We start from the raw sequence: 22,361 nt of genomic DNA on the forward strand, positions 1-22,361 counted from the left end.
GAGCCACCGCCTGCGGGCGATGACGCCTGGTGGGGTGCGTTCGGCAGAGGCGCCCCTTGGTTGACCTGAGCGGGGCTGGTTGCCGCGCCGGTCAGGGCCGGTTGGCGAGGTGACGCTGGAGGTTGGCGTGGCGGAACTCCCAGACGGCGCCGGCCTGGCGCAGGACGCCCCGGTCGCGGGCGTCTTCGAGGAAGGCGATGAGGTGGAAGGGCTGCTGGCGGCGTGGGGCCAGCCACAGCCGGGCCAATCCCAGTCGTCCCCACGCCGACATGAGCCCGCTCATGAGTCCGAACGCGAGCCCGACCACGAGCCCGGCCACGACTCCGACCGTGGGGCCGAACCCGAGTCCGAACGCGAGCCCGACCACCAGCCCGACCGTGAGTCCGAACAGGAGCAACCTGGTCCGATCCTGGCTCAGGACAGTCATGGGATCTGCCGCCCGTCCCGTATCCGCTGTGGTGCTGAGGCCGAGCACGACCATGAGCCCGCCCATGAGGCCGGCCCCGAGCCCAGCCCCGATCCCGATCGCGAGCCCGCACATGAGTCCGCACATGAGCCCGCCCGTGAATCCCGGTGCGAGGTCGGACAGCTGCGGCCGCCGCAGAGTTGTCCGGCTGGGGGAAACCTTCCTGAGTCCGCCCCCGAGCCCGAACACGAGCCCGCCAGCGAGCCCGCCCGCGAGTCCGTCCACGAACCCGCGCTCGACCTCGAACAGGAGCCCGAGCAGAAGCCCGTACCCGAGCCCGATCAAAAGGACCGGGAGCGCTCGTGGTGCTGCGCGGTGCAGTTCCCACCAGGCGAGGCTGGTGGTGTGCAGGCGGTGTTCGAGGTGGCGGGCGAGGAAGGTCAGGTACCGGTCGGCCTGTTGGGGGGTCCAGCGGGGGGTGGGCTGGTCGGGGTGGGGGCGGTAGGCGGCGGGGATGAACTCGGCGAACAGGTGCTGTTCGACGGCGTCCGGGGTGGGCAGGGTGGTGAGGTCCGTGGGGTTGGGGAAGCCGAGGGTGGATTCGCGCGGGCGTGGGTTGTAGATCGCGCTGGCGAGGCTGCCCGCGAGTGGGGTGGTGAGCGCCTGGGCGAGCGGTGAGGTGGGGGTTGCCAGCGCGGTCAGGACGGGTGCCCACCGCACTGATCCATGCGTGCCTGCGTTGGCCAGCAGGTAGTCGCCCATCGCCGGTGCGGTCAGGGGTGTGAGATGGATGCCGGCGGCGCCAGCAAGGTGGGTCGACGGCCAGTCGGGACGGGGGTGCACGGCGGCGCGGAACTCGCCGGGGCGGCTGCTGACGATAAGCCCGACGTTGCCGCGCAGGCCGTCGTTGAGGGCGACGAGTACCTGGTCCCGGCCGTCGGCGAAGATCTCGTCGAGACCGTCGAGGACGGGCAGGATCAGGCCGGCGTCGAGGAGTGCACCGGCGCGTGTGCGGCCGGTCGCGGAGTCCACCGCGGCCAGGTGGGCGTACTCCCGCAGGATCTGGGACTCCAACCAGTCGTAGAGGCTCGGTCCGGTCGGGTTCCAGGCGGCCAGCGGCAGCAGCAGCGGCACCGGATCGCCGGGCTGGCGTCGGTCGAGCACATCCAGGACGAGACGTACCAGCAGAACCGTCTTCCCCGCCCCAGCCTCCCCGAGCATGACGAGGCGCTTACAGGGGCTGCGCTCGTAGGCCGCCAGCAGCGCACCACTGCCGGCGAGATCACCCGGGCCGCTGCCTGGCGTTGCGGACGCCGGTCCGTTCCCTCCGTCTGCTGCCTGCCGTTGCAGCTCGGCCCAGGGACTCACCAGGTCGGCGTCGGCCTCCTGCCAGAACACCTCCAGGGACGACCCGCGGACCCCGCGGCGCCTGGCCTCGATGTCCCACTGATCACGCACCAGGTCGGCGAGCCGGTCCGCGACCGTGGCGATGTCCAGGTCGCCAGTGCGGGCAGCGATCTTGTCCGCGAGAAAGGCGGCCACGGGTAGCAACACACCCAGGCCGGCGACAAGCGCCGCCGCCTTGTCCTGCCCAGCCGCCCAGGCAACGCCGCCGGCTATCAGGCCGAGCGCGCCGGCGCTCCACCACACCGAGCGCGGCGCCTTCCTACGTCCCCTTTTGATGCCCATAGCGAGCAATCATCCACTCTGCGCCATCTCGCGCTGGTATGCGGACAGGTGTCGCAGCCCCGCGACCCGGTATCGACACCGCGCGGCACTGCGCCAAGGCGACGATCTACTCGGCTTTCACCTGCACTTCGGACGCGGGCCCGTGCTCAACCCGGTGCCGGAGAATCGGGCCCGCCGCGCGACGCTCGCGCACCGGTCGCCGCTGGAGGTTTCTGGCCGACACCGCCGGGGCCGTCTGCGTCCAAAGGTCCCGGTCCGTCAGCCACGGGCGATTCCCGATACTCAGTGGGAGGAGCTGCTCGCGCGGATGCGGTACGCCCGGGACCGGGCACTGTTGGCCTGCTACGTGTCCTCCGGGGCTCGGGCCACCGAATTGCTGGGCGTTGGGCTTACCGACGTCGACTGGCAGAAGGGCCGGTTGTGGGTCGTTTCTAAGGGGACCCGAGACCGTCAACCAGTGCCAGTTTCTCCCGAGGCACTGGCCTACCTGGCGGCCTACCTCGACGACGCCGGCCTGCCCGACGACCGCGGGCCGATCTGGCGCACTCGCCGTGGTGAGACGCGTCCGCTGACTTACTGGGCGGCCCGGCGGCGGTTTCCGTCGGTGTCGCTGTCCGAGTCCGTCCCGTAGTCGGTCGTTGTCTTCGGTGAGCCGTCCGTGGTGGCGATGGTGATCTCGTGGTGAGCGTCGCACTCCCACTGGAGAGTGGCGTAGGTGTCGCCGATCACATCGTCCACACGGGAGACGAACCGTCCGGCGTTCTTCGCCGAGTAGCCGGGCATGCCGATGTTGGCGGCCCCGGAGACCCACAGAGGGCCGGGCCGCGCCTCCTTGCCGATGAACAGGTTCGCGTAGCACGAGACGCAGGGTCGCTTGGTCCCGGCCAGGCTGTTCGGGATGACCTTCTCCGACTTGTCGCCGGTGAGGTGGTCGACGATCCTGCGTTCGGCGTGGTACCCATCTTCGCCGTCGGACGCCACCGTCACCGGCCCGGCGAGTGCCTTGATGGCGTCGGCGTACTTCGCGGTGACCGCCGCATCGGCACTGTCGTTGGCGATGCGCTTGTCCGTCTTGTCGGAGTGACGGGCGAGCCTGCCCTTGGCGTTGCCGCCCAGGAGATCGTCCGAGTCGGTCGGGTACTCCTTGAGCACCTTCTTCAGGAACTCGCTGCCGCTCAGGCCATGCATGTGAGAGGCGAGCAAGCTGTTGGCGGCCGTGGTGTTTCCGGCTATGTACAGCTTTCCTTCGTGGACCGCCGCCTGGATCTCGATCGGATTCTCCCCCTCCATCTGGAGGTAATTCTTTACCACGGTGGACACCCAGCGCATCGCCTGCTTGTCGCGGTCGCCCTCGTAGGACCGGGGGCCCATGGTGTTGTTCGGGGTCTCCTTGTAGGCGGCGGTGCTGGACTTGTAACCGGCGGCCTTCTCCGCGTTCATATTGCCGATCTTGTGGAACGTCATCCGGGACCAGACCTCCGGACTTCCGTCGGCGATCCACCCCTTGGCCTCGAACTGCGACTTGACGGCGAGCGCGAAGTCCTTGTTCGCGCGGGCCTCCGGGGATGCCTTTTTCGGCATGCGCTGCACGACGGGTGCTGCGGCGCCGTGGCCCGGCGCGTCGGTAGCGCTCTCCTGGACAACGGGGGCCGCCGAGGACATGACGCGGTTGGCGTTGGCCTCCGCCTCGCGTTCGAACCAGTCGGAGGGGTCGGAGACCCTGAGCCCCGACCCGTTGTCGGTGCCCGCGACGGGGCCCTGGCGCTGTTGGATGACGTGAGTGAGCTCGTGGGCGAGGGTGTGCTTGTCGGCGCCGCCGTCACCGATGACGATATGACTGCCCGAGGTGTAGGCGCGGGCGCCGATCTCCGCGGCGGAGGCCCTGGCGGCGCTGTCGTTGTGGATGCGTACGTCGGAGAAGTCCGCGCCGAGCCGGGACTCCAGATCGCTGCGGATCGAGTCGTCGAGCGGGCGGCCCCCGGTGCGGAGCAGGTCGTGTACGGCGGAGCGCCGCTGCACCTGAGGCGCGGCCGCGCACTGCACCGCGGGCCGCTCCGCCTGCTGGCGGCCGCATCCCGCGCCGTGCTGGTGCCGCTCCTGCTCGGCTGCCTGCGCGCCAGGATGGCCCGCGCGGCGGAGCATCTGGACGACGGCGGCGTTGCCCACGCTGCGCTGGAGAGAGAGCAGGCCCGTGGGCTGTGCTCCGCTAACGCCGGCCGGTACGGTCGCCGGAGTGCGGCCGGGTGTCCGGCCGGCCCTCTCGGACTCCGGTCGTCCGACGTTACCTTGAGCGCGCATGAGGCCTCTTCCCGCAGGTGAAACAGCTGTACCCCTGCCTACCAGATGCGGCTGAGCCGGGAGAAGGGCCGTGAGGGCAGCATCGGACGTCCGGGCGGGCAGCGGGGTCAGGGCCAAAGGAGCTCGCGGGTCCAGGTGGCGCCCTCGCGGCGGTACCGCAGCCGTACGTCTCGGCGGAGCGCGTCGCCCTGGAAGAACTCGACCTCCGTCACTGATCCGATGGAGTCACGCTCTTTGGGGCTTCTGACGCCCGCGTTGGTGCAGAGAAGGTCCGGGTGTTCGACACCGCCACGCTGGCATCCCCGCCGTGTTTGGCATGCACGTAGGCCGGTGCCTTGTTCCACAGCACGGCCAGCGCCACCAGGCCGACGAACCCGACCCCGACCAGCGGTAGCCGCCGCCAATCCCACCCGTTCCCCCGACCCCTGGCGATGTTCTACGCCCGTCGGCCCGCAGACCGGGGCACCTGACGGAATCCCGTCACCACAGGCGAAACCAGGGATCCAGCTGGCGGACCATGGCTCTTGCACCGCGTGCACCGCTGCACACCGGGCAACCCGGGAGGGCAACCACCCCCGCGCTGGCGCCGACCGTTATGTGCCGGTAGTGTTGGGATGGTGGCGGATCGTGTGATACGGGCGGAATGCTCGGGTCCGTGTGAACTGGCGCTGGCGGCAGCCGGATGCACGGTGGAGCTGATCGGTACCGGGGTGGAGGAGACAGCCGTCGTGCAGCTATCGGCGCCAGCGGGCAGTGCGGGAGTCGAGCTGGTGGCAGATGCCCGGGTGGTAACCGCCCGGCGCGCCGGGCGGCTTGCCATGGGTGCGCTCAGAGCCGAGATGTGATGGTGAGCGGGCAAGACGTCGGTTGGTGGAATGCATGGCAGCTTCTGCCCACTACACCCGAGACCCTTCAGGACGCGACCGCGGTGGCGCAGGGCTGGCTGGACGAGGCGTCCGCGCGGGTGAGCGCCCCCAAGGTACCGCCCCCCGTACCCCGCGGCAGGCTCCTGCTGCTCTACCGTTTCCAGCGCCGGTCCGCGAAGGCCATCCGGATCGGCTTCTTCGTCATGCTCGGTTTCATGATCTTATTCAGCCTCACCATCGTGGCTACCGTCCTGACCGGCGGCAGCGACCTCGGATCGCAGGTGTTCAGTCTCGTCTTGTTCGGGATACTCACGCTGTCCCTGCGCTTTTGGGCCGTCTCCGCCAACTCCACCGGCCAAAAATGATCACCGTTCCTCTCCACAGCGGCGCGCACCGCCTCCGCCGGGGGCCAGAGGTCGCGGCCCGACATGGGAATGGCCGGTCGTGGTGGCTGGCGCCCACACTGGCACGAGGCTCCCATCCTGGCCGCACCGTCGGCGGGTGGCGTCCACAAGCCCGGTCACCAACTCGATGCTGGCCGCGCGAGGCTGTCCCCCAATCGCGCGGTCACGGGAACCCACGCACCCACCCCACCGTTTGGCCACATCCGCCATCGGGTTCTCGCGCCATCTACCGCGAGAATTCTCGAACCCGTCGGATTCCGTCGGCGGGGACATGAACTACCCGCCCGCGCACGGGCCCGCACCGGACTACACGACCATGCGGCCCTACAACCTCGCCGCCCGCACCATCGTGGACGACACCGGCGCCCGGGCCCCCGATCGGCGCGTCACCACCTGGCTATGCGGGTCAGTTTCGGCCCCATCTACGGACGAGCACCGGCCCCACTTGTCGATCATGATGTGAGGGCGGATTCAGGCGGTGATCGCAACAGACGGGAGGCCGAGTGTTGCGATGAGGTTATCGAGCTGGGCCGTCGGTGTCGCCCAGCCCAGGGTCTTGCGGGGTCGTGCGTTGAGCTCGGCCCCGTCGAGTCGCTACGCCGCGCACTGCAGCGTGACGTCGCCCTGTTCGGCTCGCCCGCCGCCGTCCGCGAACGCTACAAGGCGCGTTATCTGCCCGGCCAAGCGCTCTACCAGGCCTCCGCCGCACCTCGAGACCACGCCCACGTGCTGATCGACCACGAACTACCCGAGGCACCCCACGTCCTGCGCTGGCCCGGGTGACGAGCTCCCAGCCGCCGGGAAACCTCCAGCACCCAGGTCAACCGACACATGGAGTGACACCCAGACATGAGGAGTACGCCGAATACGCGCCAGTCGAACACGCGACTCTGCCAGTCTCGCCCCCCAGTTACCCGGTGCGCTCGGCCGTGACCGCCAGGGTCACGTAGGGCATCGTGATGCTGCCGCCAAACACGTCGAACGCGGCGCCGAGACCGGCCAGCAGCTGGTTCAGCTGGGCTGTCGGGAGCTGGTGGTGGCCGCCGTGCGTGGGTACCTGGTCAAGCCAGTCGTCCCGGGAGTACGTCCGTTCCCAGCCGAACCGCCATTGTTCGGCGTCGCCGAAACCGCTGGCGGCTCGCATCCCGTCGACGGCCCTGGCGGCCAGCGAGGCATCCGCGTCGAGGGTGGGGGCCGCCCATGGGCTGAACGGCAGGTCGGGCGCGACGTGCCGGTAGACCGAGGCAAAGGCTTCGGCTATCTCGAGCGGGGGCGCGAAGGCGTTCCAGAACACGGTCAGTCGACCGCCCGGGCACAGTGCGCGTGCCGCGTTCGCCGCTCCCTTCGCCGGATCCACCCAGTGCCAGGACTGGCCGGAGACCACGGCGTCGAACGCCCGGCCCGCCGGCTCCCAGTCCTCGAACGCCGCGACCTCCACCTCCAGCCCGCCCCGTCTCGCGAACTCGGCCATCCGTGCATCCACCTCGACTCCCAGCACCTGGCAGCCCGCCGCGCGCAACAGGCGGGCCACGATGCCCGTGCCACAGCCGACGTCGACCACCCGCGGCCCGGGACTGGCCGCCACCACTCGCGCGATCAACGCTTCCGGGTAGCTCGGCCGTGTCCGGTCATAACGCGCGGCGTCGACGCCGAACGATTGCGCCACCCGCCGCGCACGATGCGGCTCGTTCGCGTGGCCCACGCCGGTCTGCGCGTCTACCAGGTCAGGCTCTCGCTTCAGCTCCGTCATGCGTCAACCCTAGGTTGACGGCAGGTTGGCGTCAACCTAGGATTGACGCCAACCTGCCGGTTCGACCCTCGGGCGTTACGAGCAGCCCGCGCGGTCGCCGGGCGAGCCATGGGATACGCGACACTCGACCGAGCATGATCCTCGATAAGCGGTCGGGCGGTCCGCATGCCTAACCAGGGAAGGTGGCGCGTCCCTCTGGGTGGGGTTCGGTGGGGTGCTACGCGCGGGTGACGGGCTGCTGGATCTCGGTGATCCAGGAATCGGGGTCGGTGGGGGAGAAAGCGAGGGTGATCTCGCGGCCGGGGCCGGCGTCGCGATAGCCGGCGTTCTCGATCCAGACGGCGAGGGCCTGGTAGGTGGGCAGGCAGTCGTCCATCGAACCCTCGTGGATGACGGTGGCCGCCTGCTCGACGGCGGGGAGATCCACGATCGTGACACCGTCCGGCAGCGAGACGGCGGACGGGGGCGAGGACGAGGGCGCAACGGGGGAGGGGGGCGTGGTGGGGGAGGGGGCGTTGACCGGCAGGGCGGCGTGGACCTCCACGTGCTCGTCGTCGCCGGCCTCGACGTAGTAGGCGATCGCGGGGCCGGTGGGCTCCAGGGACGCCCGGGTCAGGGCGCTGGTGAGCCGGTCGTACAGGCCGCGGACGACCGGGCCGATCGACTGGGGCTCCATGCCGCGGGCGGTGCCGGTCAGTTCGGCGACCCGCGCGGCGGGAAGGGCCTTGATGGTGACGTCGATGGTGGTCATGGTTCCCTCGCTCTCGATGGTTCGCAGACGTGCCCGTAGCTGGTCCAGGCGGGTGGTGTCGGCGGCGATCCGGGCGTGCAGTTCGGCCTCGCGCAGGCGCAGCATGCCGCGCATCTGCTCGGCGCTGACCTGCTCGTCCAAGAGCTGCGCCACCTCCGCCAGGGCGAACCCGAGCCCGCGGAGCGCGACGATGCGGTGCAGTCGGGCGAGCTGGGCGGCGGTGTAGGAGCGGTAGCCGGTGGCCTGGTCCACCCGGGCGGGGCGCAGCAGGCCGATCGCGTCGTAGTGGCGCAGCATGCGCACTGACACCCTGCCGTGGCGGGCGACATCTCCGATGCTCAACATGGTTCCACTGGTCTATGACCTCACACGGTGTCAGGGTCAAGCGTCCGTCCCCGTACCGCGGTCACGCCGCGTCGGTCTCGCCCCGCTTCCACCAGCAAGATAATCAACGGTGTTGACGACGTCCCGGCCAGCCCGAAAACGATCAAGAACAAATAAGAACAACACGGAACAACCCCCTGCCCTCCAAGGCTTGGTCTGGGCTGGTCGGGGGCGATCACCGCGTCTCTCGGTGGCCGGCGCGACACGATGGGTACCGCGGAGCGGGGACGCAGGGGCGCGGCCGCACGGTAGGGAGAGGTGTCGACGGTGTACGTCGTCGGGGTGTCGGGTTGGCGATTCGTTGTCTCAGAACCTGCTGGTGGGAGCTTTGGATGGGGGGCGAGCCGGGAAGAGGACCGATCAGCCGCGGATGCCGTGGAACGGGGCACGGCGGTACGGTGCGGTCGTCGTGGGCGATATCGGCTATAGCGGGTCCGTGAACAGGGTCGTCGCACCATCGGACGTCGGGACAGGGACGTCGGTGGACGGGCGGTGGAGAGGTGGGCGGATGGGCGACGGGCGGCTGGAGATTGATCGGGTGTCCAAGCGCTACGGCGAGGTCGTGGCGTTGGACGCGATGTCGTTCGAGGTGCGGGCCGGTGAGCTGTTCGGGTTCGTGGGCAGCAACGGGGCGGGCAAGACGACGACGATGCGGATCATTCTCGGGGTGCTCGCCGCGGACGCCGGTGAGGTGCGCTACGACGGGACGCGGCTGGATCTGGCCGTCCGGCGACGGATCGGGTACATGCCGGAGGAACGCGGGCTGTATCCGCGGATGAAGGTCGCCGAGCAGCTGGGGTATCTGGCGCAGCTGCACGGGCTTGGTCCGGCGGCGGCGCGTCGGGCGGTCGAACGGTGGACGGAGCGGCTGGGGGTCGCGCAGCGCCGTGACGACGAGGTGCAGAAGCTGAGCCTGGGTAACCAGCAGCGGGTGCAGCTCGCGGCGGCGTTGGTGCACGACCCGGTGGTGCTGGTCCTCGACGAGCCGTTCTCCGGGTTGGACCCGGTCGCGGTGGACGTGATGAGCGAGGTGCTCACCGAGCGGCGCGCGGCGGGGGTGCCGGTGGTGTTCTCCAGTCATCAGCTGGAGTTGGTGGAGCGGCTGTGTGACCGGGTGGGGATCGTGCGGTCCGGGCGGATGGTCGCCTGCGACACGGTGGACGCGCTGCGTTCGGCCGGCCCGGTCAGTCTCGTCGTGGACGTCCCTGGTGCGCCCCGGGGGTGGGCGGACGGTCTGGCGGGGGTGCTGGGGTGGTCGTCCGAGGGGGCGTCGACGGTGGTCGAGCTCGCGGCGGACGCCGACGATCAGGTGATCCTGCGGGCGGCGTTGGCGCTGGGCCCGGTACGGGAGTTCCGCCGGCGCCGTCCGTCGCTGGCCGAACTGTTCCGCCAGGTCGTCGCCGACCCGGCCGCGCCCAGCCCGGACGCTCCCGTCGGCGTCAGCGACGAGGCCGACGGGAGCCCTGTGACCGTGGGCCCCACCGGGCGCGCCGTCTCCATTCCGGTGCCGTCGTCGTCGGTGGATGCCGTCCAGTCGCAGGAGCCAGGGCAGGCGGGAGCGGAAACGCGGGTGGGCGCACCTGAGCGGCCGGAGAGGTCCGAGCCGCCGGACGGGTCCGAACGATCGGTGTCCGGATCGTCGGAGGCTTCGACGTCATCGGCGGCTTCGGCTTCGGCGCCGTCGGCGGGACCTGTGGGACCGGAGGGGGCGGCGTGAGCGGCATGGGCGGCGGTGGCGGTGTGGGTGAGCGTGGCGTGGTCGGCGAGCGGGAGCGGGAGGCGGCGCTGGAGGGGGTGGGGTCAGGGCGGGTGCTGCGGCTGGTGGCGATGCGGGAGATCACGCTGCGGCTGCGGAACCGGGCGTTTCAGGTGATCACGGGGTTGTTCGTGGTGGCGATCGCCGCGACGGTGCTGATCCTCAACGCGGTGGACGGGTCGCCCCCGACGCGGACGGTGGCGCTGACGGCGGCCGACGGGCGGCAGGCCGCCTCGATCGTGGCGGCGGGGCGTTCGCTGGGCGAGAAGGTCCAGGTGCGCACGGTGGCGGACGCGGCGGCGGGGAGTCGGGCCGTCCTGGATGGGGATGTGGATGCGTTCGCGCAGGTCACCGCGTCCGGGAGTTATCGGGTGGCGGTGAAGGACGAGTTGGGCGACGCGCTCGGGTCGGTGTTGACGGTGGCGGCGCGGCAGACGGCGCTGGAGGGGCAGATCGCGTCGCTGGGTGGGGATCCGGCGACGGTGGGGCGGGCGGTCCAGACGGCGGGGGTGACGGTGACGGCGCTGCGTTCGGATGAGGACCGGTCGGGGTCGCGGTTGTTGCTGGGGATGCTCGCGGGCGGGCTGATCTACGTCTCGCTGATCACTTTCGGGCCGCAGGTCTCGCAGGGGGTGATCGAGGAGAAGTCGTCCCGGGTGGTGGAGCTGCTGCTCGCGGTGGTGCGGCCGTGGCAGCTGATGGCGGGCAAGGTGCTGGGGATCGGGGTGGTGGCGTTGGCGCAGCTGACGCTGATCGGCGTGGTCGGGTTGGGGTTGGGGTTGGCCACCGGGCAGCTGGACATGCCGGCGGGGCTGGCGGTGGGGGCGGTGGCGACGGCGTTGCTGTGGTATCTGCTGGGGTTCGCGATGTACGCGCTGCTGTTCGCGGGGGCGGGGGCGCTGGTCAGCCGGCAGGAGGACGCCACCGGGGTGACCATGCCGATCATCGTGGCGTTGATCATCCCGTACATGGTGGGGTTGACGGTGTTGCCGGCGTCGCCGGAGAGCACGCTGGTGCTGGTGTTGGCGATGATTCCGCTGTTCGCGCCGATCCTGATGCCGATGCTGGTCGGGGTGGGCACGGTGGCGGCGTGGCAGGTGGTGGTGGCGGTGGTGCTCACGGTGGTGATGATCGTCGTGTTGGTGTGGCTGGCCGGTCGGGTGTACGGCAACGCGGTGCGACGTTCCGGTACCAGGATCGCCCTGCGTGACGCTCTGCGTGCCGGTTGACGTGTGGCGGGCGCGCGGGCTGTGCGCTGTGTGTCTCCGAGGGTGAGCCTTGCCGGCAAACGGGGCGTGAACGGGGGTCGGCTCGGTAGCATCCGGGGCGATCCAGGACGTCCGGCCAGGCCGTGCAGCGCCATGTGCTGTGTCGGGGTGGGACGTCCCGCCGGCCCGCAGCGTCGCGGGACGCCGGAGAACAGGACAGGGAGCGGTCCGTGCGCGACATCGCCGTCTTCAGCGGCAGTGCCCATCCCAGCCTCGCCGAGGAGATCTGCACCCATCTCGGGGTGCCGTTGCACCGGGTTCTGGTGCAGCGTTTCGCCAATGACTGTCTGGAGGTGCAGCTGCCGGCGAACTGCCGGGAGCGCGACGTGTTCCTGATTCAGCCGCTTGTGACTCCGGTGCAGGAGAACCTCGTCGAGCTGCTGCTCATGTTGGACGCGGCCCGGGGTGCGTCGGCGGCGCGGACCACCGTCGTGCTCCCCCACTACGCCTACGCGCGTTCCGACAAGAAGGACGCGCCGCGGATCTCCATCGGTGGACGGCTGGTGGCCGACCTGCTGGTGGCCGCGGGGGCGAGCCGGGTGCTGGCGATGACACTGCACTCCCCGCAGGTGCACGGGTTCTTCAGCATTCCCGTCGACCATCTGCATGCCCTGCGGGAGCTGGCCAAGCACTTTCGCCAGCATGATCTGTCGAACACGGTGGTCGTCTCGCCGGACCTGGGTAACGCCAAGGAGGCCGCGGCGTTCGCGCGGATGCTCGGGGCGGGGGTCGCCGCCGGTGCCAAGCAGCGTTTCGCCGATGACCGGGTGAGTATCTCCGCGGTCATCGGTGAGGTCGCCGGCAAGGATGTCATCGTGCTCGACGACGAGATCGCCAAGGGCAGCACCGTGCTGGAGCTGTTGGAGCGGTTGCGGGAACTGGACGTGCGGTCGGTGCGGGTGGCGTGCACGCACGGGCTGTTCTCGTCGGGGGCGCTCAAGCGGATCGCCGACCAGCCGGAGGTCGCCGAGATCGTGTGCACGAACACGGTGCCGGTGCCGTTCGGGGAGCGGGTGCCGGAGCTGACGGTGCTGACGGTGGCGCCGCCGCTGGCCGAGGCGATCCGTCGCATCCACAACGGCGAGTCCGTCAGCGCCCTGTTCGACGCCTGACAGTCCGTCGCTCGCTTGGCGGACGGTCGGACAGTCCGGCGGGGTGGGTGGTCACCCGAATGGATGGTTCAGGGTTGGCTGACATCAGCGTCGGCTGTACTGTTGAGGGGTGATGGCTGTCGCCTCCTCGGCGGAGGTTCTGGCTCGGTTCGGGCATGCCCTGTCCGATCCGACGCGGGCTCGGCTGCTGCTGGTGCTGCGTTCCGGTGGGGCGTATCCGTCCGAGCTCGCGCAGGTGCTCGGGGTGAGTCGGACGAACCTGTCCAACCATCTGGCCTGCCTGCGCGGCTGCGGTCTGGTCGTCGCCACGCCGGAGGGGCGCCGCCAGCGCTACGAACTCGCCGACACCAAGCTGCACCACGCCCTCGGTGACCTGCTTGACGTGGTGCTCGCCGTTGATCCCGAGCATCTGCACAGCTTCGTCGCCGACCTCGACGCGGACACCGACCTCGACGCCGGTCTGGAGCCGACCGCCGGCCGTGCGCCGGGCCCGTCCGCCGTGCGGCCGCAGGACGCGGCGATGTCATGACCACACATGGCCACAGTCATGGGCATGGCGGGCATGGGCATCAGCACGGGGTGGCGGTGGGGCGGGCCACCGCGGCGCAGCGGCGGCGGCTGTGGGTGGCGACGGGGCTGAACCTGGCGATCGTGGTGGTGCAGGCGATCGCGGGGGTGGCGGCCGGATCGATCGGGCTGCTCGCGGATGCCGGGCACAACCTGACCGACACCGCCGGGGTCGCGTTGGCGCTGGTGGCGCTGATCCTGTCGCAGCGTCCGCCGTCCGCGCACCGGACGTTCGGCGGGCTGCGCTGGCCGGTGCTCGCCGCGCAGGCGAACGCCGCGGCGATCCTGGTGGTCACCGCGCTGCTGGCGGTGGAGGCGCTGCGCCGGCTCGGGTCGGCGCAGCCGGTGGACGGGCCGCTGGTGGTGCTGGTCGCGCTGGTCGCGGCCGCCATCAACGGGGGATGCGCGTTGGCGGTGCGTGAACGTGACGCTGATCTGAACACCCGCGCCGCGGTGCTGCACCTGAGCGGGGACGCGGCGGTGTCGGTGGCGGTGGCCGCGTCCGGGCTGGTGATCTGGCTGGTGGACGGCTGGTACTGGCTGGACCCGGCCGTGTCGCTGGCGATCTCCCTGCTGATCGCCGCCCAGGGGGTGCGGCTGCTGGTCAGCGCGTCGCGGGTGCTGCTCGAGGCGGCCCCCGAGAACCTGGACGTCGCCGCCGTGCGCGCCGACATCCTCGGCCACGAGCACGTCCTGGACGTCCACGACCTGCATGTGTGGGGTCTGTCCGACCGGGTGTTCGCCGCGTCCGTGCATGTGGCCCTCGGTCATCTCGACGGTGGGGACGGCGATGACGGCGGGCATCCGAGTCTGGCGCGGGCCCGGGAGGTCTCCGGGGAGATCCGCGCGATGCTCGCCGCCCGGTACGGCATCACCCACGTCACCGTCGAAGCCGAATGCGAACCGTGCATCCCCCCACCCGGTAACCCCTGCGCGATCGCGGTCCCCCAGCCCTGCGACACCCCGGCCACGTCGGCCACGTCGGCCACGTCGGCCACGTCGGCCGCCCCGCGTCCCCGCGCGGACAATCAGGTATGACACATGGCACGGTGATCCGTCCGGTGGACGCCCGCACCTTCCCCTACGCCGGGCAGTCGATGGCCGTTCTGGCCGAGCCGACGCCCGGGGTGGACTCGCTGGCCGCCGCGGAGATGATCGTCCCGGCGCGTTTCGCCGGCCCGATACCGCACGCCCACCATGGTTTCGACGAGGCGCTGTACGTCCTGGAGGGCACGCTGCTGCTCACCTATGGTCATGAGGATCCGGTGGAGGCGTCCGCGGGCACCTTCTGCCTGGCGCCGCGCGGGGTGCGGCACACCTTCGCCAACCCGAACGCATCCCCGGTGCGGGTCCTGGGCCTGTGGACACCGGGGAGCGCCGGGCTCGCGTTCATGACCGACATCGGCGCGATCATGCCTCCCGGCGGTGCCCCCGACCCCGATCTCGTCGCCGACCTCTACCGCCGGCACGCCAGCGACCTGCTCCCCTGACCCGCCCACGGCCCGTGCCCGACCGACGGCCGGGAGCGGTCAGGGGTGTCGGCGACGGATCTGGCTGTGGGCCGCGAACCCGGCGGCGAACGCGGCGAACGCGGCGAAACCCAGTGCGGCGGCCCGTCCGGTCGGGTGGTGCGGGCCGGGGCGGGCGGCGCGCAGGTGTGGTTCCACCCGGCGGCTGCCCGTGGCCAGACCCCCGGTGCGGGAGTCCACGTCGGCTCCGAGGGTGACCAGGGGGCCGGTCGGGCCGTGGATCTCGACGGTCACGCCCTCGGCGGCGAGGGTGTCGGCGAGTTCTCGCAGGCCGGCGCGTCCCTGGGGAAGGGTTCCCGGCCGGGTGCCGGCCGGGACGGCGGCGAGGGCGGTGAGCAGATCTCCCGCGGCCGACCACAGCCGGCCCGGTTGACCGGTGGTGATCCGGATGCGGTCGCCGGACGCCTCCAGGCGCCCGCCGACCGACCCGGAGCCTTCTTCGACGCTGAAGGCGATGTCGCCTTCGAAGCGGGCTGTCATGCGAAGCGGGCTGTCACTAGCGCACGGCGCCGTTGGCGGCACCGCCGACGGAGTCGTTGTCCGAGGTGACGATGCGCAGCGTGCCGTGCAGTCGCCAGGTCGCGCGGGCGGCGTCGGGTCCGGTGTCGCGCGGGACCTCGACGAGCATGTCCACGAACTGGTAGTTGATCACCGCACCCTTGCCGGTCAGGAAGGACCACAGGTCCTTGCCCAGGTCCGTCCAGTCGACAACCGCTCGGTCCGCACTCGTCTGGGTCTGCACCATGAGGACGCTCCCCTGCTCGTCGGTCAGGCGTGGGAGTTCGCGATGCTTGCGCACGCCCACTGCGAACGTATGACGGTCCGCCCCGGAGCACACCTTGGGCGGTGTCGGATCGGAACCGGAGCGTGATCGGGCCCGGTCTCAGGCGGCGGTGAAGACCAGGGCGGCGTTGTGACCGCCGAAACCGAAGGCGTTGGCGACGGCGGCGCGCAGCACACCGGGGCGGGCGGTGCCGGTGACGACGTCGAGTTTGACGGCGGGGTCGAGCCGCTCCAGGTTGCGGATCGGGGGGATCAGGCCGTCGCGTAGCGCGCAGATCGTCGCGGCCGCGCCGATCGCCCCGGCGGCGCCGAGGGTGTGACCGGTCATCGCCTTGGTGGCGGTGACCGCGGGATGCGCGCCGATCGCCGTCTCGATCGCCTCCGCCTCGCGGGGATCACCGGCGGGGGTGGAGGTGGCGTGGGCGTGGACGAGGTCGACGTCGGTGGGGGCGACGCCGCCGCGGGCCAGCGCGGTGGTGATCGCCCGGGCCTGGTTGGCCGGGTCGGCGGCGACGATGTCGATGGCGTCGCAGTTGACCGCGCAGCCGGCGGCCACGGCCAGCGCCCGGGCGCCGCGGGCGGCGGCGAACGACTCGCGTTCGAGCACCACGATCGCGACACCTTCGCCGAGGACGAAACCGTCCCGGTCGGCGTCGAAGGGACGGGAGGCGGCGGCCGGGTCGTCGTGGCGGGTGGACAGGGCGCGCATCTGGGCGAACGCGGCCAGCGGCAGGTTGTCCACGGGTGCCTCGACGCCGCCGGCGACGACAACGTCGGCCTGACCGTGTTGGATCATCTCCATGCCGATCGCGATCGCCTCGGCACCGGACGCGCAGGCGCTGACCGGGGTGCGGGCGCCACCGCGGGCCCCCAGGTCGATGGCGACCCAGGCGGACGGGCCGTTGGCCATCAGCATGATGATCGCGTGCGGGGACATCCGGCGGGCGTTGCCGGCCTCGACGATGCGGTGCTGGCTCAGGGTGGACTGCACCCCGCCGTAGCCGGTGCCGATGACCACGGCGAGCCGGTACGGGTCGACCTCGGGTTTGCCGGCCTGCGCCCAGGCCTCGCGGGCGGCGACCAGCGCCATCTGCTCGCCACGGTCGAGTTTGCGGGCCTCGGCGCGCGGCAGGGACGCGCCCGGGTCGACGGGGAGCCGGCCGGCCAGGCGTACCGGCAGGTCACGGGCCCAGTCGTCTTCGATGAGGCTGATGCCGGAGGCGCCGGCGAGCAGCCCCTTCCAGCTGGTGGGCAGGTCTCCGCCGAGCGGGGTCATCGCGCCAAGCCCGGTGACCATGATTCGTTCGTCCGCCATCCGCTCGTCCCTCTCACCTGTGACCGGGGGGCTGACCGTGACCGCCCCGGTGTCCCTCGTCGATGGGCCCGCCGACGGTGTCCGCCGATGGTGCCCGCCGACGTGTGTTGTCCGCCGATGCTCCCATCGACGGACGTGTCCGCCGACGACCACCGCTGTCGCACGCGCGTCGCCTCGTGTACATGCCACCGACCCGTCCCTGTCAGACGGGTGTGTTCAGCCTGTCAGGCGTGTGGGGCGCGGCCCAGGGCTGGTGGCGCCCAGACCCGCGGCGCGCGTTTGTAGCCCGCCGACAAAAGCGGGTGTGGCGCCCGTCGGCCTCGTGGCGCCCGTCGATGACCGGGGATGTGCGGGTCAGCGGCCGGTCCACCGCGGGGTGCGCTTCTCCAGGAACGCCCGGGCGCCTTCCTTGGCGTCGTCGCTGGCGAACACGACCTTCTCCAGTTCGGTGAGCCGGTCGAACAGCGCCGCGGACTCGCCGGCGGCCAGCCGCACGGCTTCCTTGGTCGCCGCGACGGCCAGCGGGCCGTTGGCCGCGATCGGTTCGGCCAGGGCGAGGGCCGCGTCGAGGACCTGTTCGGCGGGGACGACCCGGTTGGCCAGGCCCAGGGCGTGGACGCGGGTGCCGTCGACGTAGTCGCCGGTGAGCGCGAGCTCGAGGGCCAGCGCCAGCGGCAGCCGGCTGCCGACGTAGGCGACGCCGCCACCGGAGGCGATCAGTCCCCGTTTGACCTCCGGCAGCCCGTACTTGCCCTGCGCGGAGACGACGACCAGGTCGCAGGACAGCAGCAGTTCCAGGCCGCCGCCGACGGCGGTGCCGTTGGCCGCGCCGATCAGTGGCACCGTGATCTGGCCGCGCACCATCCGGCGGAACGCGGCCAGCCCTGCCTTCTGACGTTCGCTGCGTTCGGCCTTCACCCCGCTGGAGAACACCTTCAGGTCCATGCCGACGCAGAACGCCCGGTCCCCGGTGGCGGTGAGCACGACCACCCGGATGTCGGGATCGTTCTCGGCGTCGAGCAGCGCCGAACCCAGGTCGGCGACGAGTTCACCGGTCAGCGCGTTGCGGGAGGCCGGCCGGTTGAGCCGCAGGATCAGGATCGGACCGCGCCGCTCGAACAGCAGCTCCTGCTCGCCGGTGGCATCGGTGGCCGTCGTCATCGCGGGTCTCCCACAGTCATCTCCCAGGTGCGGTCACCGCGACCGCACCTGTCCAGCTGTAGCACGTCCGGCCGGGACAGCGCTGTTCTGCGTTGCCGGCAGCGGTTCCCCCGGCGGTGTGTCAGGGTTTGCGGGCGACGGCGACGTAGCAGCTGACCTGGGCGTCGGTGAGTCCGGCGGGAACCTGGTCGTCGGGACGCCAGCGGTGCGCGACCGTCACCCCGGGGTCGAGCAGCTCGAGTCCGTCGAAGAAACGCACGAACGCGGCGTGGTCGCGCGGTGCCGCGGACACCCCCCGTGCCCGGTAGGCGCTGGCCGCCTGGTCGCGGACGGCGGGGGCGAAGTCGCCGGTGCCGTGGGAGATCGTGAGATGGCTGCCGGCGGGCAGCGCGTCCACGAGTCGGGCGACCAGCCGGTAGGGGTCGTCGCTGTCCGGCACGAAGTGCAGGATCGCGATCAGGGACAGGCTGACCGGTCGGGTCAGGTCCAGGGTGTCGCGCAGCTCGGGGGCGGCCAGGATGCTCTCGACGTCACGTAGGTCCGCGTCAAGGCAGGCGGTGCGCCCGGCGGCGGTACCGGTGAGCAGGGCCCGGGCGTGGGTGAGCACGATCGGATCGTTGTCCGCATAGACCACCCGGGCGTCGGGGGCCACGGCCTGGACGGTCTCGTGCAGGTTCGGGGAGGTCGGGATACCGGTGCCGATGTCGAGGAACTGGCGGATACCGGCCTCGGCGGCCAGATAGCGCACCGCCCGGGTCATGAACGCCCGGTTCTGCCGGGTGGCGATCCGCAGATACGGGAAACCGGCGAGGGCCTGCTCGGCGGCGTCGCGGTCGGGTGGGAAGTTGTCCTTGCCGCCGAGCAGGTAGTCGTACATCCGCGCCGAGTGCGGCTGGTCGGTGTGCAGGTTCACCGGTGGGCGCGGGGTGGCCTGCCAGGCGTGTCTGGTCCAGGCCATCGCCGACGGCGGGCCGGCCGGGTCGCCGTCGGCGATGCCCTCCGCCGCACCGTCCGCGGTGGAAACGTCGTCGTTCACCATGGTCGCGCCACCCCCAGCCCGATGATCACCTGGAAGTCCGCCGGTGCGGCGGAACCTTCCCCTGGGAGGAAAACGTACTGGGCCGGCGGTGGACGCTGGGCGACAGGTCGGCGTCGGTGCGAGGCCGGGCCGGGCGTGTCCGGGTCGGGGGGTGTTCGGGTCGGGGGGTGTTCGGGTCGGACGGTCAGGGGCCGTAGACGCGGGTGGGGGTGAGGAACACCGCGGTGCGGCGCTGCTCGAGCATCGTCCGGTCGTAGGTGGGCCAGTCGTCGTGGGTGCCACCGGCGGCCAGGAAGATCTCCCGTAGCAGCAGCCGCAGCCGTTCGGCGTCCACCCCGGGCCAGGTGTCGTTCGGGCCGACGAGCCGGGCGGTGCCCTCCACCGTCGCCCACCGCCAGCCCGAACGCACCGTCGCGCTCGCCGCCGGTCGGGCCCGCAGATGCGCGAGTTTCACCGCCCCGTAGGTCACGAACGCCACCACCCGCGGCACGGACTCCTCCAGCGGATGCGCCATGAAGGCCACGTTGACGACGGACGCCTGCACACCGCCGTCCGGTCGCCGCGTCGAGATCACGGCCAGGCCGCTTTCCGCCCGGCCAAGCTGGGCGGCATCCTCGAAGCTGGTCACGTCGTCGTTCACCCTTCGTCGCGACAGTCGGCCGGCGCCCGCAATCCCGGACGCGCCCGGTGACGTCCCTCCCGGTCGGGATCCCGTTCGGTGACGCCCCATGGTAGGTCGCCGCCGCCCTTCCGCCGCCCCGATGGGACTCATGGCCCCCCACCGGCAGGCGAGAGGAACCGCGCAGGATTGAACGGTCAGGGCGGCTCGGTCGGCTACGGTGAACGCCGCCGACGTGGGCCGATGGCGTGAGCAGTTCCAGGTACCGGACGCCACCGAACGTGACGGCGGCGAGATCCCCGGCCCACCGCCCGGCTGGCCGGACTGGGCGTGGTGGGCGGCCGAGCACTGGCCCACCTGCACCGACAGCTAATGGCCGTCACCGACCAGTCACCCCCGGGCTTCACGCCAAGATCGACGAGGACGGTGGGAGGAAACATGCGGTACGGCGAGGTCTGGTGGGCGGATTTCGGCGAGCGTCGCCTGGTCGTCCTGCTCTCGGGAGAATCGACGTGCGGGTTCCGTGCGATGCGGGTCGTCGAGCCCGCGGGCACCGACCTGGGTGACCTGGCCGTCGAGGTGGCCGTGGGCGCACCCGAGGGACTGCCCTATGAGGGCGTCCTGCGGGTCGCACTCCCACGTCCAGCTCTGATCCCCTGCACCTGGCTGGTCACGCTGACCCGGGAGGACCTGATCGAGCGGGCGGGCGTCCTGCCGACCGCGAAACTCGACGAGATCGAGGAGCTTCTGCGTCTCGGTGGACCCGTCCAGGGCCGGACATGGCCAGCCGGGGACACCGGGCCACGCGCCCCAGCAGGCGGGCAGGTACCGGGCGCTCTGGACCTGGCTGACAACCAGGACCGAGGACCGGCAGCCGAGGACCTTCGCGGACATCGATCAGCCATGCACACGAGTTCGGACATGCGCGCTCAGTGCGGCGGCTGAGCGTCCGCACCCTTCGTCAACGGTCAGTCATCTGCGGAGGAGCGCGAAACCGGGCTGGTGGTGGCGCGCAGGGTGCGCAGTTCGGCGGTGAGGTCGTCGGTCTGGCGTTCGGCGCGTTCGGCACGCAGACGGGCCTCGGCGCGGGCGTCGGCGAGCACGGTGAGGCGTTCGGCGGTGGCCTGGCGTTCGGCGTCCAGGCGGGCCTCGTACTCGGCGCGCAGACGGGCGAGGTCGGCGGCGGCGGTGGTGGTGGCGCGGTCCAGGTCGGCGGCGGCCTGCTCGCGGTGGCGCTGCAGGGCGGCGTCGGCGTCGGCGCGGGCACGGGCGGCCTCGGCGTCGGCGGCCTGACGTCCCCGCAGCGCCTCGGCGCGTTCGGTGCGGACGTCCTCGCGCAGCGCGTCGCGTTCGGCGCGTAGCTCGGCGGTGGCGCGGGCGTCGCGGTCGGCGTCGCGGCGCAGCTGGGTGAGCTCGGCCGCGGCCTGGTCACGGGCGGCGACGGCGTCGGCGACCCGGGCGTCGGCGTCGGCGTGGGCGCGGGTGATACGGGTGTCGGCGTCGGCGCGGGCGGCGTCGGTGTCGGCGCGGGCCCGCTCGGCGGCGGCGGCGATGGCCACGTCGGCGTCGGCGCGGGCGGTGTGGGCGGCGGCTTCCGCGGCGGCGACCTGGCCGGCGGCGGTGGCCAGGCGGTGTTCGGCGTCCTCGAGGGCACTCACGGCGTCGGCGGCCACCGCGTCGGCGTCGGCGCGGGCGGTCGTTGCGGCGCGGGCGGTCTGGTCGGCGCGCACGGCGCGGGCGACGGCCTCGGCGACCCGTTCCGCGGCCTCCGCCTCGGCGGCCTCGACCTGGGCCTCGGCGGCGGCGACGTCCCCGAGGGCGGACATCTGCCGGGCGAAGGCGTCCAGGGCGGTGGCGAGGTCGGTGGCGAGGGTCTGCATCCGGGCGGCGAGGTCCTCGGCACGGGCCCGACCCGCGACCAGGGTGCGGGCGGCGCCGACGGCGGGATCGCCGTGGTCACCGCCGGAAAGCCGGGTGGGATGCGTCCCGGCGGCGGCGGGACGGGCGGCGAGGTCGCGGCGGCGGCGGTAGGCCGAAAGCCGGGTGTGCGCCGGATCGTCGCAGTAGGCCGGGGGACGCCCCGGCCCGTCCGCCGGGGCGGGGGGACGGGTGCAGCCGGGGAATCCGCACCGCACCGTCGCGGCCGGTGCCGCCGCTGGGGGGTCGGTTTCGGCTCCCGTGACGGAACCCACCCGGTCGCCGGGCGCTGCGTCGAGGGACGCACCGCCGGCAGGGCTGTCGGCCTGGTCGCGCGGCGGTGTGACCGCGGGGGGTGCGCCGGGCGGAGGTTCGACGGGCGGAGGTTCGACGGCGGGACGGGGCGTCGGTGGACGGAACGGCCCGCCCGGTTCCCACGGCCCGTCCGGCTCCGACTCCGACGGTTCCTCACGTTGGCGCGGCGTTCTGGGTACCCGACTCATCCCACGTCCCCTTCCTTCATCCGACGTCCCCCACCCTACCAAACGTCATTATGTATCGGCTCGTAGGGTGATACATAACAACGTATCGTTGCGGAACGATACGTAAACGAAACGGAACGGCCCGGCGTGTCGCCGCACCGCTGACGCGCGAGAAGGGAGGGTTATCGAGCGCTAGTGGCATGGGGGTCTGGAAATCAGACCACCCTGCTTGCCGAGCAGTAAGGGTGGAAGCCGCTTGGTAGCT

General features: G+C 71.7%; 20 protein-coding genes and 3 pseudogenes. 11 read left to right on the forward strand and 12 right to left on the reverse strand.

The genetic code is table 11. The annotated features are described in order from the left end of the window. Window positions 1–91 precede the first annotated feature (91 nt). Window positions 92–2,095 carry an NACHT domain-containing protein gene (locus tag MXD61_RS08765; protein WP_248812339.1) on the reverse strand — a complete coding sequence of 668 codons (2,004 nt, stop codon included), beginning with the start codon at window positions 2,093–2,095 and terminating at the stop codon, window positions 92–94. Between MXD61_RS08765 and MXD61_RS28780 the strand changes: the two genes are divergently transcribed. Further along, complete coding sequence (locus tag MXD61_RS28780) at window positions 2,088–2,726, forward strand: tyrosine-type recombinase/integrase (protein ID WP_374628650.1); 639 nt, start codon at window positions 2,088–2,090, stop codon at window positions 2,724–2,726. The genes MXD61_RS08765 and MXD61_RS28780 overlap by 8 nt on opposite strands. Here MXD61_RS28780 and MXD61_RS08770 read toward each other — a convergent pair. Together MXD61_RS08770 and MXD61_RS28785 are read right to left on the reverse strand one after the other, a co-directional pair. Continuing rightward, window positions 2,669–4,393: a DUF4157 domain-containing protein gene (locus tag MXD61_RS08770; protein ID WP_248812340.1), complete on the reverse strand. Its 1,725-nt coding sequence runs from the start codon at window positions 4,391–4,393 to the stop codon at window positions 2,669–2,671. The genes MXD61_RS28780 and MXD61_RS08770 overlap by 58 nt on opposite strands. Before the next feature lie 107 nt (window positions 4,394–4,500). After that, a pseudogene (locus MXD61_RS28785) lies at window positions 4,501–4,599 on the reverse strand (pyridoxine 5'-phosphate oxidase C-terminal domain-containing protein); the annotation flags it as partial. Between the two features lie 722 nt (window positions 4,600–5,321). Here MXD61_RS28785 and MXD61_RS08775 point away from each other — a divergent pair. Both MXD61_RS08775 and MXD61_RS28790 read left to right on the forward strand, forming a co-directional pair. Beyond that, window positions 5,322–5,624, forward strand: a complete 303-nt coding sequence (locus MXD61_RS08775) for a hypothetical protein (RefSeq protein WP_248812341.1) — start codon at window positions 5,322–5,324, stop codon at window positions 5,622–5,624. Window positions 5,625–6,245: 621 nt separating this feature from the next. Continuing rightward, window positions 6,246–6,446: pseudogene (locus MXD61_RS28790) on the forward strand (uridine kinase); the annotation flags it as partial. A 127-nt stretch (window positions 6,447–6,573) separates the two neighbouring features. On the opposite strand, the gene MXD61_RS08785 reads toward MXD61_RS28790, so the two are convergent. Continuing rightward, a complete protein-coding gene (locus MXD61_RS08785; RefSeq protein ID WP_248812343.1) occupies window positions 6,574–7,413 on the reverse strand; it encodes a bifunctional 2-polyprenyl-6-hydroxyphenol methylase/3-demethylubiquinol 3-O-methyltransferase UbiG in 840 nt (279 codons plus the stop codon). Window positions 7,414–7,630: 217 nt separating this feature from the next. Then, window positions 7,631–8,509 (reverse strand): MerR family transcriptional regulator, encoded by an 879-nt coding sequence (locus tag MXD61_RS08790; RefSeq protein WP_248812344.1) that lies wholly within the window; start codon window positions 8,507–8,509, stop codon window positions 7,631–7,633. 547 nt (window positions 8,510–9,056) lie between these two features. Between MXD61_RS08790 and MXD61_RS08795 the strand changes: the two are divergent. From MXD61_RS08795 to MXD61_RS08820, 6 genes and pseudogenes are all read left to right on the forward strand, one after another. After that, a pseudogene (locus MXD61_RS08795) lies at window positions 9,057–9,980 on the forward strand (ABC transporter ATP-binding protein); the annotation flags it as partial. Between the two features lie 290 nt (window positions 9,981–10,270). Beyond that, window positions 10,271–11,533: an ABC transporter permease gene (locus MXD61_RS08800; protein WP_248812374.1), complete on the forward strand. Its 1,263-nt coding sequence runs from the start codon at window positions 10,271–10,273 to the stop codon at window positions 11,531–11,533. A gap of 209 nt (window positions 11,534–11,742) precedes the next feature. Then, window positions 11,743–12,684, forward strand: a complete 942-nt coding sequence (locus tag MXD61_RS08805) for a ribose-phosphate pyrophosphokinase (protein ID WP_248812345.1) — start codon at window positions 11,743–11,745, stop codon at window positions 12,682–12,684. A gap of 112 nt (window positions 12,685–12,796) precedes the next feature. Next, window positions 12,797–13,213 carry a metalloregulator ArsR/SmtB family transcription factor gene (locus MXD61_RS08810; protein ID WP_248812346.1) on the forward strand — a complete coding sequence of 139 codons (417 nt, stop codon included), beginning with the start codon at window positions 12,797–12,799 and terminating at the stop codon, window positions 13,211–13,213. Further along, the gene (locus tag MXD61_RS08815) at window positions 13,210–14,289 is read left to right on the forward strand and encodes a cation diffusion facilitator family transporter (RefSeq protein WP_248812347.1); all 1,080 of its coding nucleotides are present in this window, start codon (window positions 13,210–13,212) and stop codon (window positions 14,287–14,289) included. The genes MXD61_RS08810 and MXD61_RS08815 overlap by 4 nt, the downstream gene beginning before the upstream one ends. Next, a complete protein-coding gene (locus MXD61_RS08820; protein ID WP_248812348.1) occupies window positions 14,286–14,741 on the forward strand; it encodes a cupin domain-containing protein in 456 nt (151 codons plus the stop codon). The genes MXD61_RS08815 and MXD61_RS08820 overlap by 4 nt, the downstream gene beginning before the upstream one ends. 39 nt (window positions 14,742–14,780) lie before the next feature. Here MXD61_RS08820 and MXD61_RS08825 read toward each other — a convergent pair whose 3' ends face one another. The 6 genes from MXD61_RS08825 to MXD61_RS08850 form a co-directional block, all read right to left on the reverse strand. Beyond that, the gene (locus MXD61_RS08825) at window positions 14,781–15,260 is read right to left on the reverse strand and encodes a hypothetical protein (protein ID WP_248812349.1); all 480 of its coding nucleotides are present in this window, start codon (window positions 15,258–15,260) and stop codon (window positions 14,781–14,783) included. A 16-nt stretch (window positions 15,261–15,276) separates the two neighbouring features. Further along, window positions 15,277–15,525: a hypothetical protein gene (locus MXD61_RS08830; protein ID WP_163549590.1), complete on the reverse strand. Its 249-nt coding sequence runs from the start codon at window positions 15,523–15,525 to the stop codon at window positions 15,277–15,279. A gap of 138 nt (window positions 15,526–15,663) precedes the next feature. After that, window positions 15,664–16,878 (reverse strand): beta-ketoacyl synthase, encoded by a 1,215-nt coding sequence (locus MXD61_RS08835; protein ID WP_248812351.1) that lies wholly within the window; start codon window positions 16,876–16,878, stop codon window positions 15,664–15,666. Window positions 16,879–17,232: 354 nt separating this feature from the next. Beyond that, entirely contained in the window at window positions 17,233–18,039 is an 807-nt protein-coding gene (locus MXD61_RS08840) for an enoyl-CoA hydratase-related protein (RefSeq protein WP_248812352.1), read from the reverse strand. A gap of 121 nt (window positions 18,040–18,160) precedes the next feature. Next, window positions 18,161–18,997 carry an SAM-dependent methyltransferase gene (locus MXD61_RS08845; protein WP_248812375.1) on the reverse strand — a complete coding sequence of 279 codons (837 nt, stop codon included), beginning with the start codon at window positions 18,995–18,997 and terminating at the stop codon, window positions 18,161–18,163. 265 nt (window positions 18,998–19,262) lie between these two features. Next, window positions 19,263–19,706 carry a TIGR03618 family F420-dependent PPOX class oxidoreductase gene (locus MXD61_RS08850; protein ID WP_248812353.1) on the reverse strand — a complete coding sequence of 148 codons (444 nt, stop codon included), beginning with the start codon at window positions 19,704–19,706 and terminating at the stop codon, window positions 19,263–19,265. Between the two features lie 211 nt (window positions 19,707–19,917). Between MXD61_RS08850 and MXD61_RS08855 the strand changes: the two genes are divergently transcribed. Next, a complete protein-coding gene (locus MXD61_RS08855) occupies window positions 19,918–20,070 on the forward strand; it encodes a hypothetical protein (protein WP_248812354.1) in 153 nt (50 codons plus the stop codon). A gap of 53 nt (window positions 20,071–20,123) precedes the next feature. Next, window positions 20,124–20,642: a type II toxin-antitoxin system PemK/MazF family toxin gene (locus MXD61_RS08860; RefSeq protein ID WP_248812355.1), complete on the forward strand. Its 519-nt coding sequence runs from the start codon at window positions 20,124–20,126 to the stop codon at window positions 20,640–20,642. Window positions 20,643–20,665: 23 nt separating this feature from the next. On the opposite strand, the gene MXD61_RS08865 is transcribed toward MXD61_RS08860, so the two are convergent. Next, on the reverse strand, window positions 20,666–22,117 hold the full coding sequence (locus MXD61_RS08865) for a hypothetical protein (protein ID WP_248812356.1): 1,452 nt from the start codon (window positions 22,115–22,117) through the stop codon (window positions 20,666–20,668). Between the last annotated feature and the right edge of the window lie 244 nt (window positions 22,118–22,361).

It is taken from the genome of Frankia sp. AgPm24, from assembly GCF_023243055.1.
Lineage (GTDB): Bacteria > Actinomycetota > Actinomycetes > Frankiales > Frankiaceae > Frankia > Frankia umida.

What these genes read in the sequence shown, in the direction of transcription:
- MXD61_RS08825 (WP_248812349.1), bottom strand. Translation starts at nt 15,260, where the DNA reads ATGACAGCCCGCTTCGAAGGCGACATCGCCTTCAGCGTCGAAGAAGGC.
- MXD61_RS08845 (WP_248812375.1), bottom strand. Translation starts at nt 18,997, where the DNA reads ATGGCCTGGACCAGACACGCCTGGCAGGCCACCCCGCGCCCACCGGTG.
- MXD61_RS08765 (WP_248812339.1), bottom strand. Translation starts at nt 2,095, where the DNA reads ATGGGCATCAAAAGGGGACGTAGGAAGGCGCCGCGCTCGGTGTGGTGG.
- MXD61_RS08840 (WP_248812352.1), bottom strand. Translation starts at nt 18,039, where the DNA reads ATGACGACGGCCACCGATGCCACCGGCGAGCAGGAGCTGCTGTTCGAG.
- MXD61_RS08785 (WP_248812343.1), bottom strand. Translation starts at nt 7,413, where the DNA reads ATGACGGAGCTGAAGCGAGAGCCTGACCTGGTAGACGCGCAGACCGGC.
- MXD61_RS08800 (WP_248812374.1), top strand. Translation starts at nt 10,271, where the DNA reads ATGGGCGGCGGTGGCGGTGTGGGTGAGCGTGGCGTGGTCGGCGAGCGG.
- MXD61_RS28780 (WP_374628650.1), top strand. Translation starts at nt 2,088, where the DNA reads ATGCCCATAGCGAGCAATCATCCACTCTGCGCCATCTCGCGCTGGTAT.
- MXD61_RS08815 (WP_248812347.1), top strand. Translation starts at nt 13,210, where the DNA reads ATGACCACACATGGCCACAGTCATGGGCATGGCGGGCATGGGCATCAG.
- MXD61_RS08865 (WP_248812356.1), bottom strand. Translation starts at nt 22,117, where the DNA reads ATGAGTCGGGTACCCAGAACGCCGCGCCAACGTGAGGAACCGTCGGAG.
- MXD61_RS08820 (WP_248812348.1), top strand. Translation starts at nt 14,286, where the DNA reads ATGACACATGGCACGGTGATCCGTCCGGTGGACGCCCGCACCTTCCCC.
- MXD61_RS08790 (WP_248812344.1), bottom strand. Translation starts at nt 8,509, where the DNA reads ATGTTGAGCATCGGAGATGTCGCCCGCCACGGCAGGGTGTCAGTGCGC.
- MXD61_RS08830 (WP_163549590.1), bottom strand. Translation starts at nt 15,525, where the DNA reads ATGGTGCAGACCCAGACGAGTGCGGACCGAGCGGTTGTCGACTGGACG.
- MXD61_RS08770 (WP_248812340.1), bottom strand. Translation starts at nt 4,393, where the DNA reads ATGCGCGCTCAAGGTAACGTCGGACGACCGGAGTCCGAGAGGGCCGGC.
- MXD61_RS08810 (WP_248812346.1), top strand. Translation starts at nt 12,797, where the DNA reads ATGGCTGTCGCCTCCTCGGCGGAGGTTCTGGCTCGGTTCGGGCATGCC.
- MXD61_RS08835 (WP_248812351.1), bottom strand. Translation starts at nt 16,878, where the DNA reads ATGGCGGACGAACGAATCATGGTCACCGGGCTTGGCGCGATGACCCCG.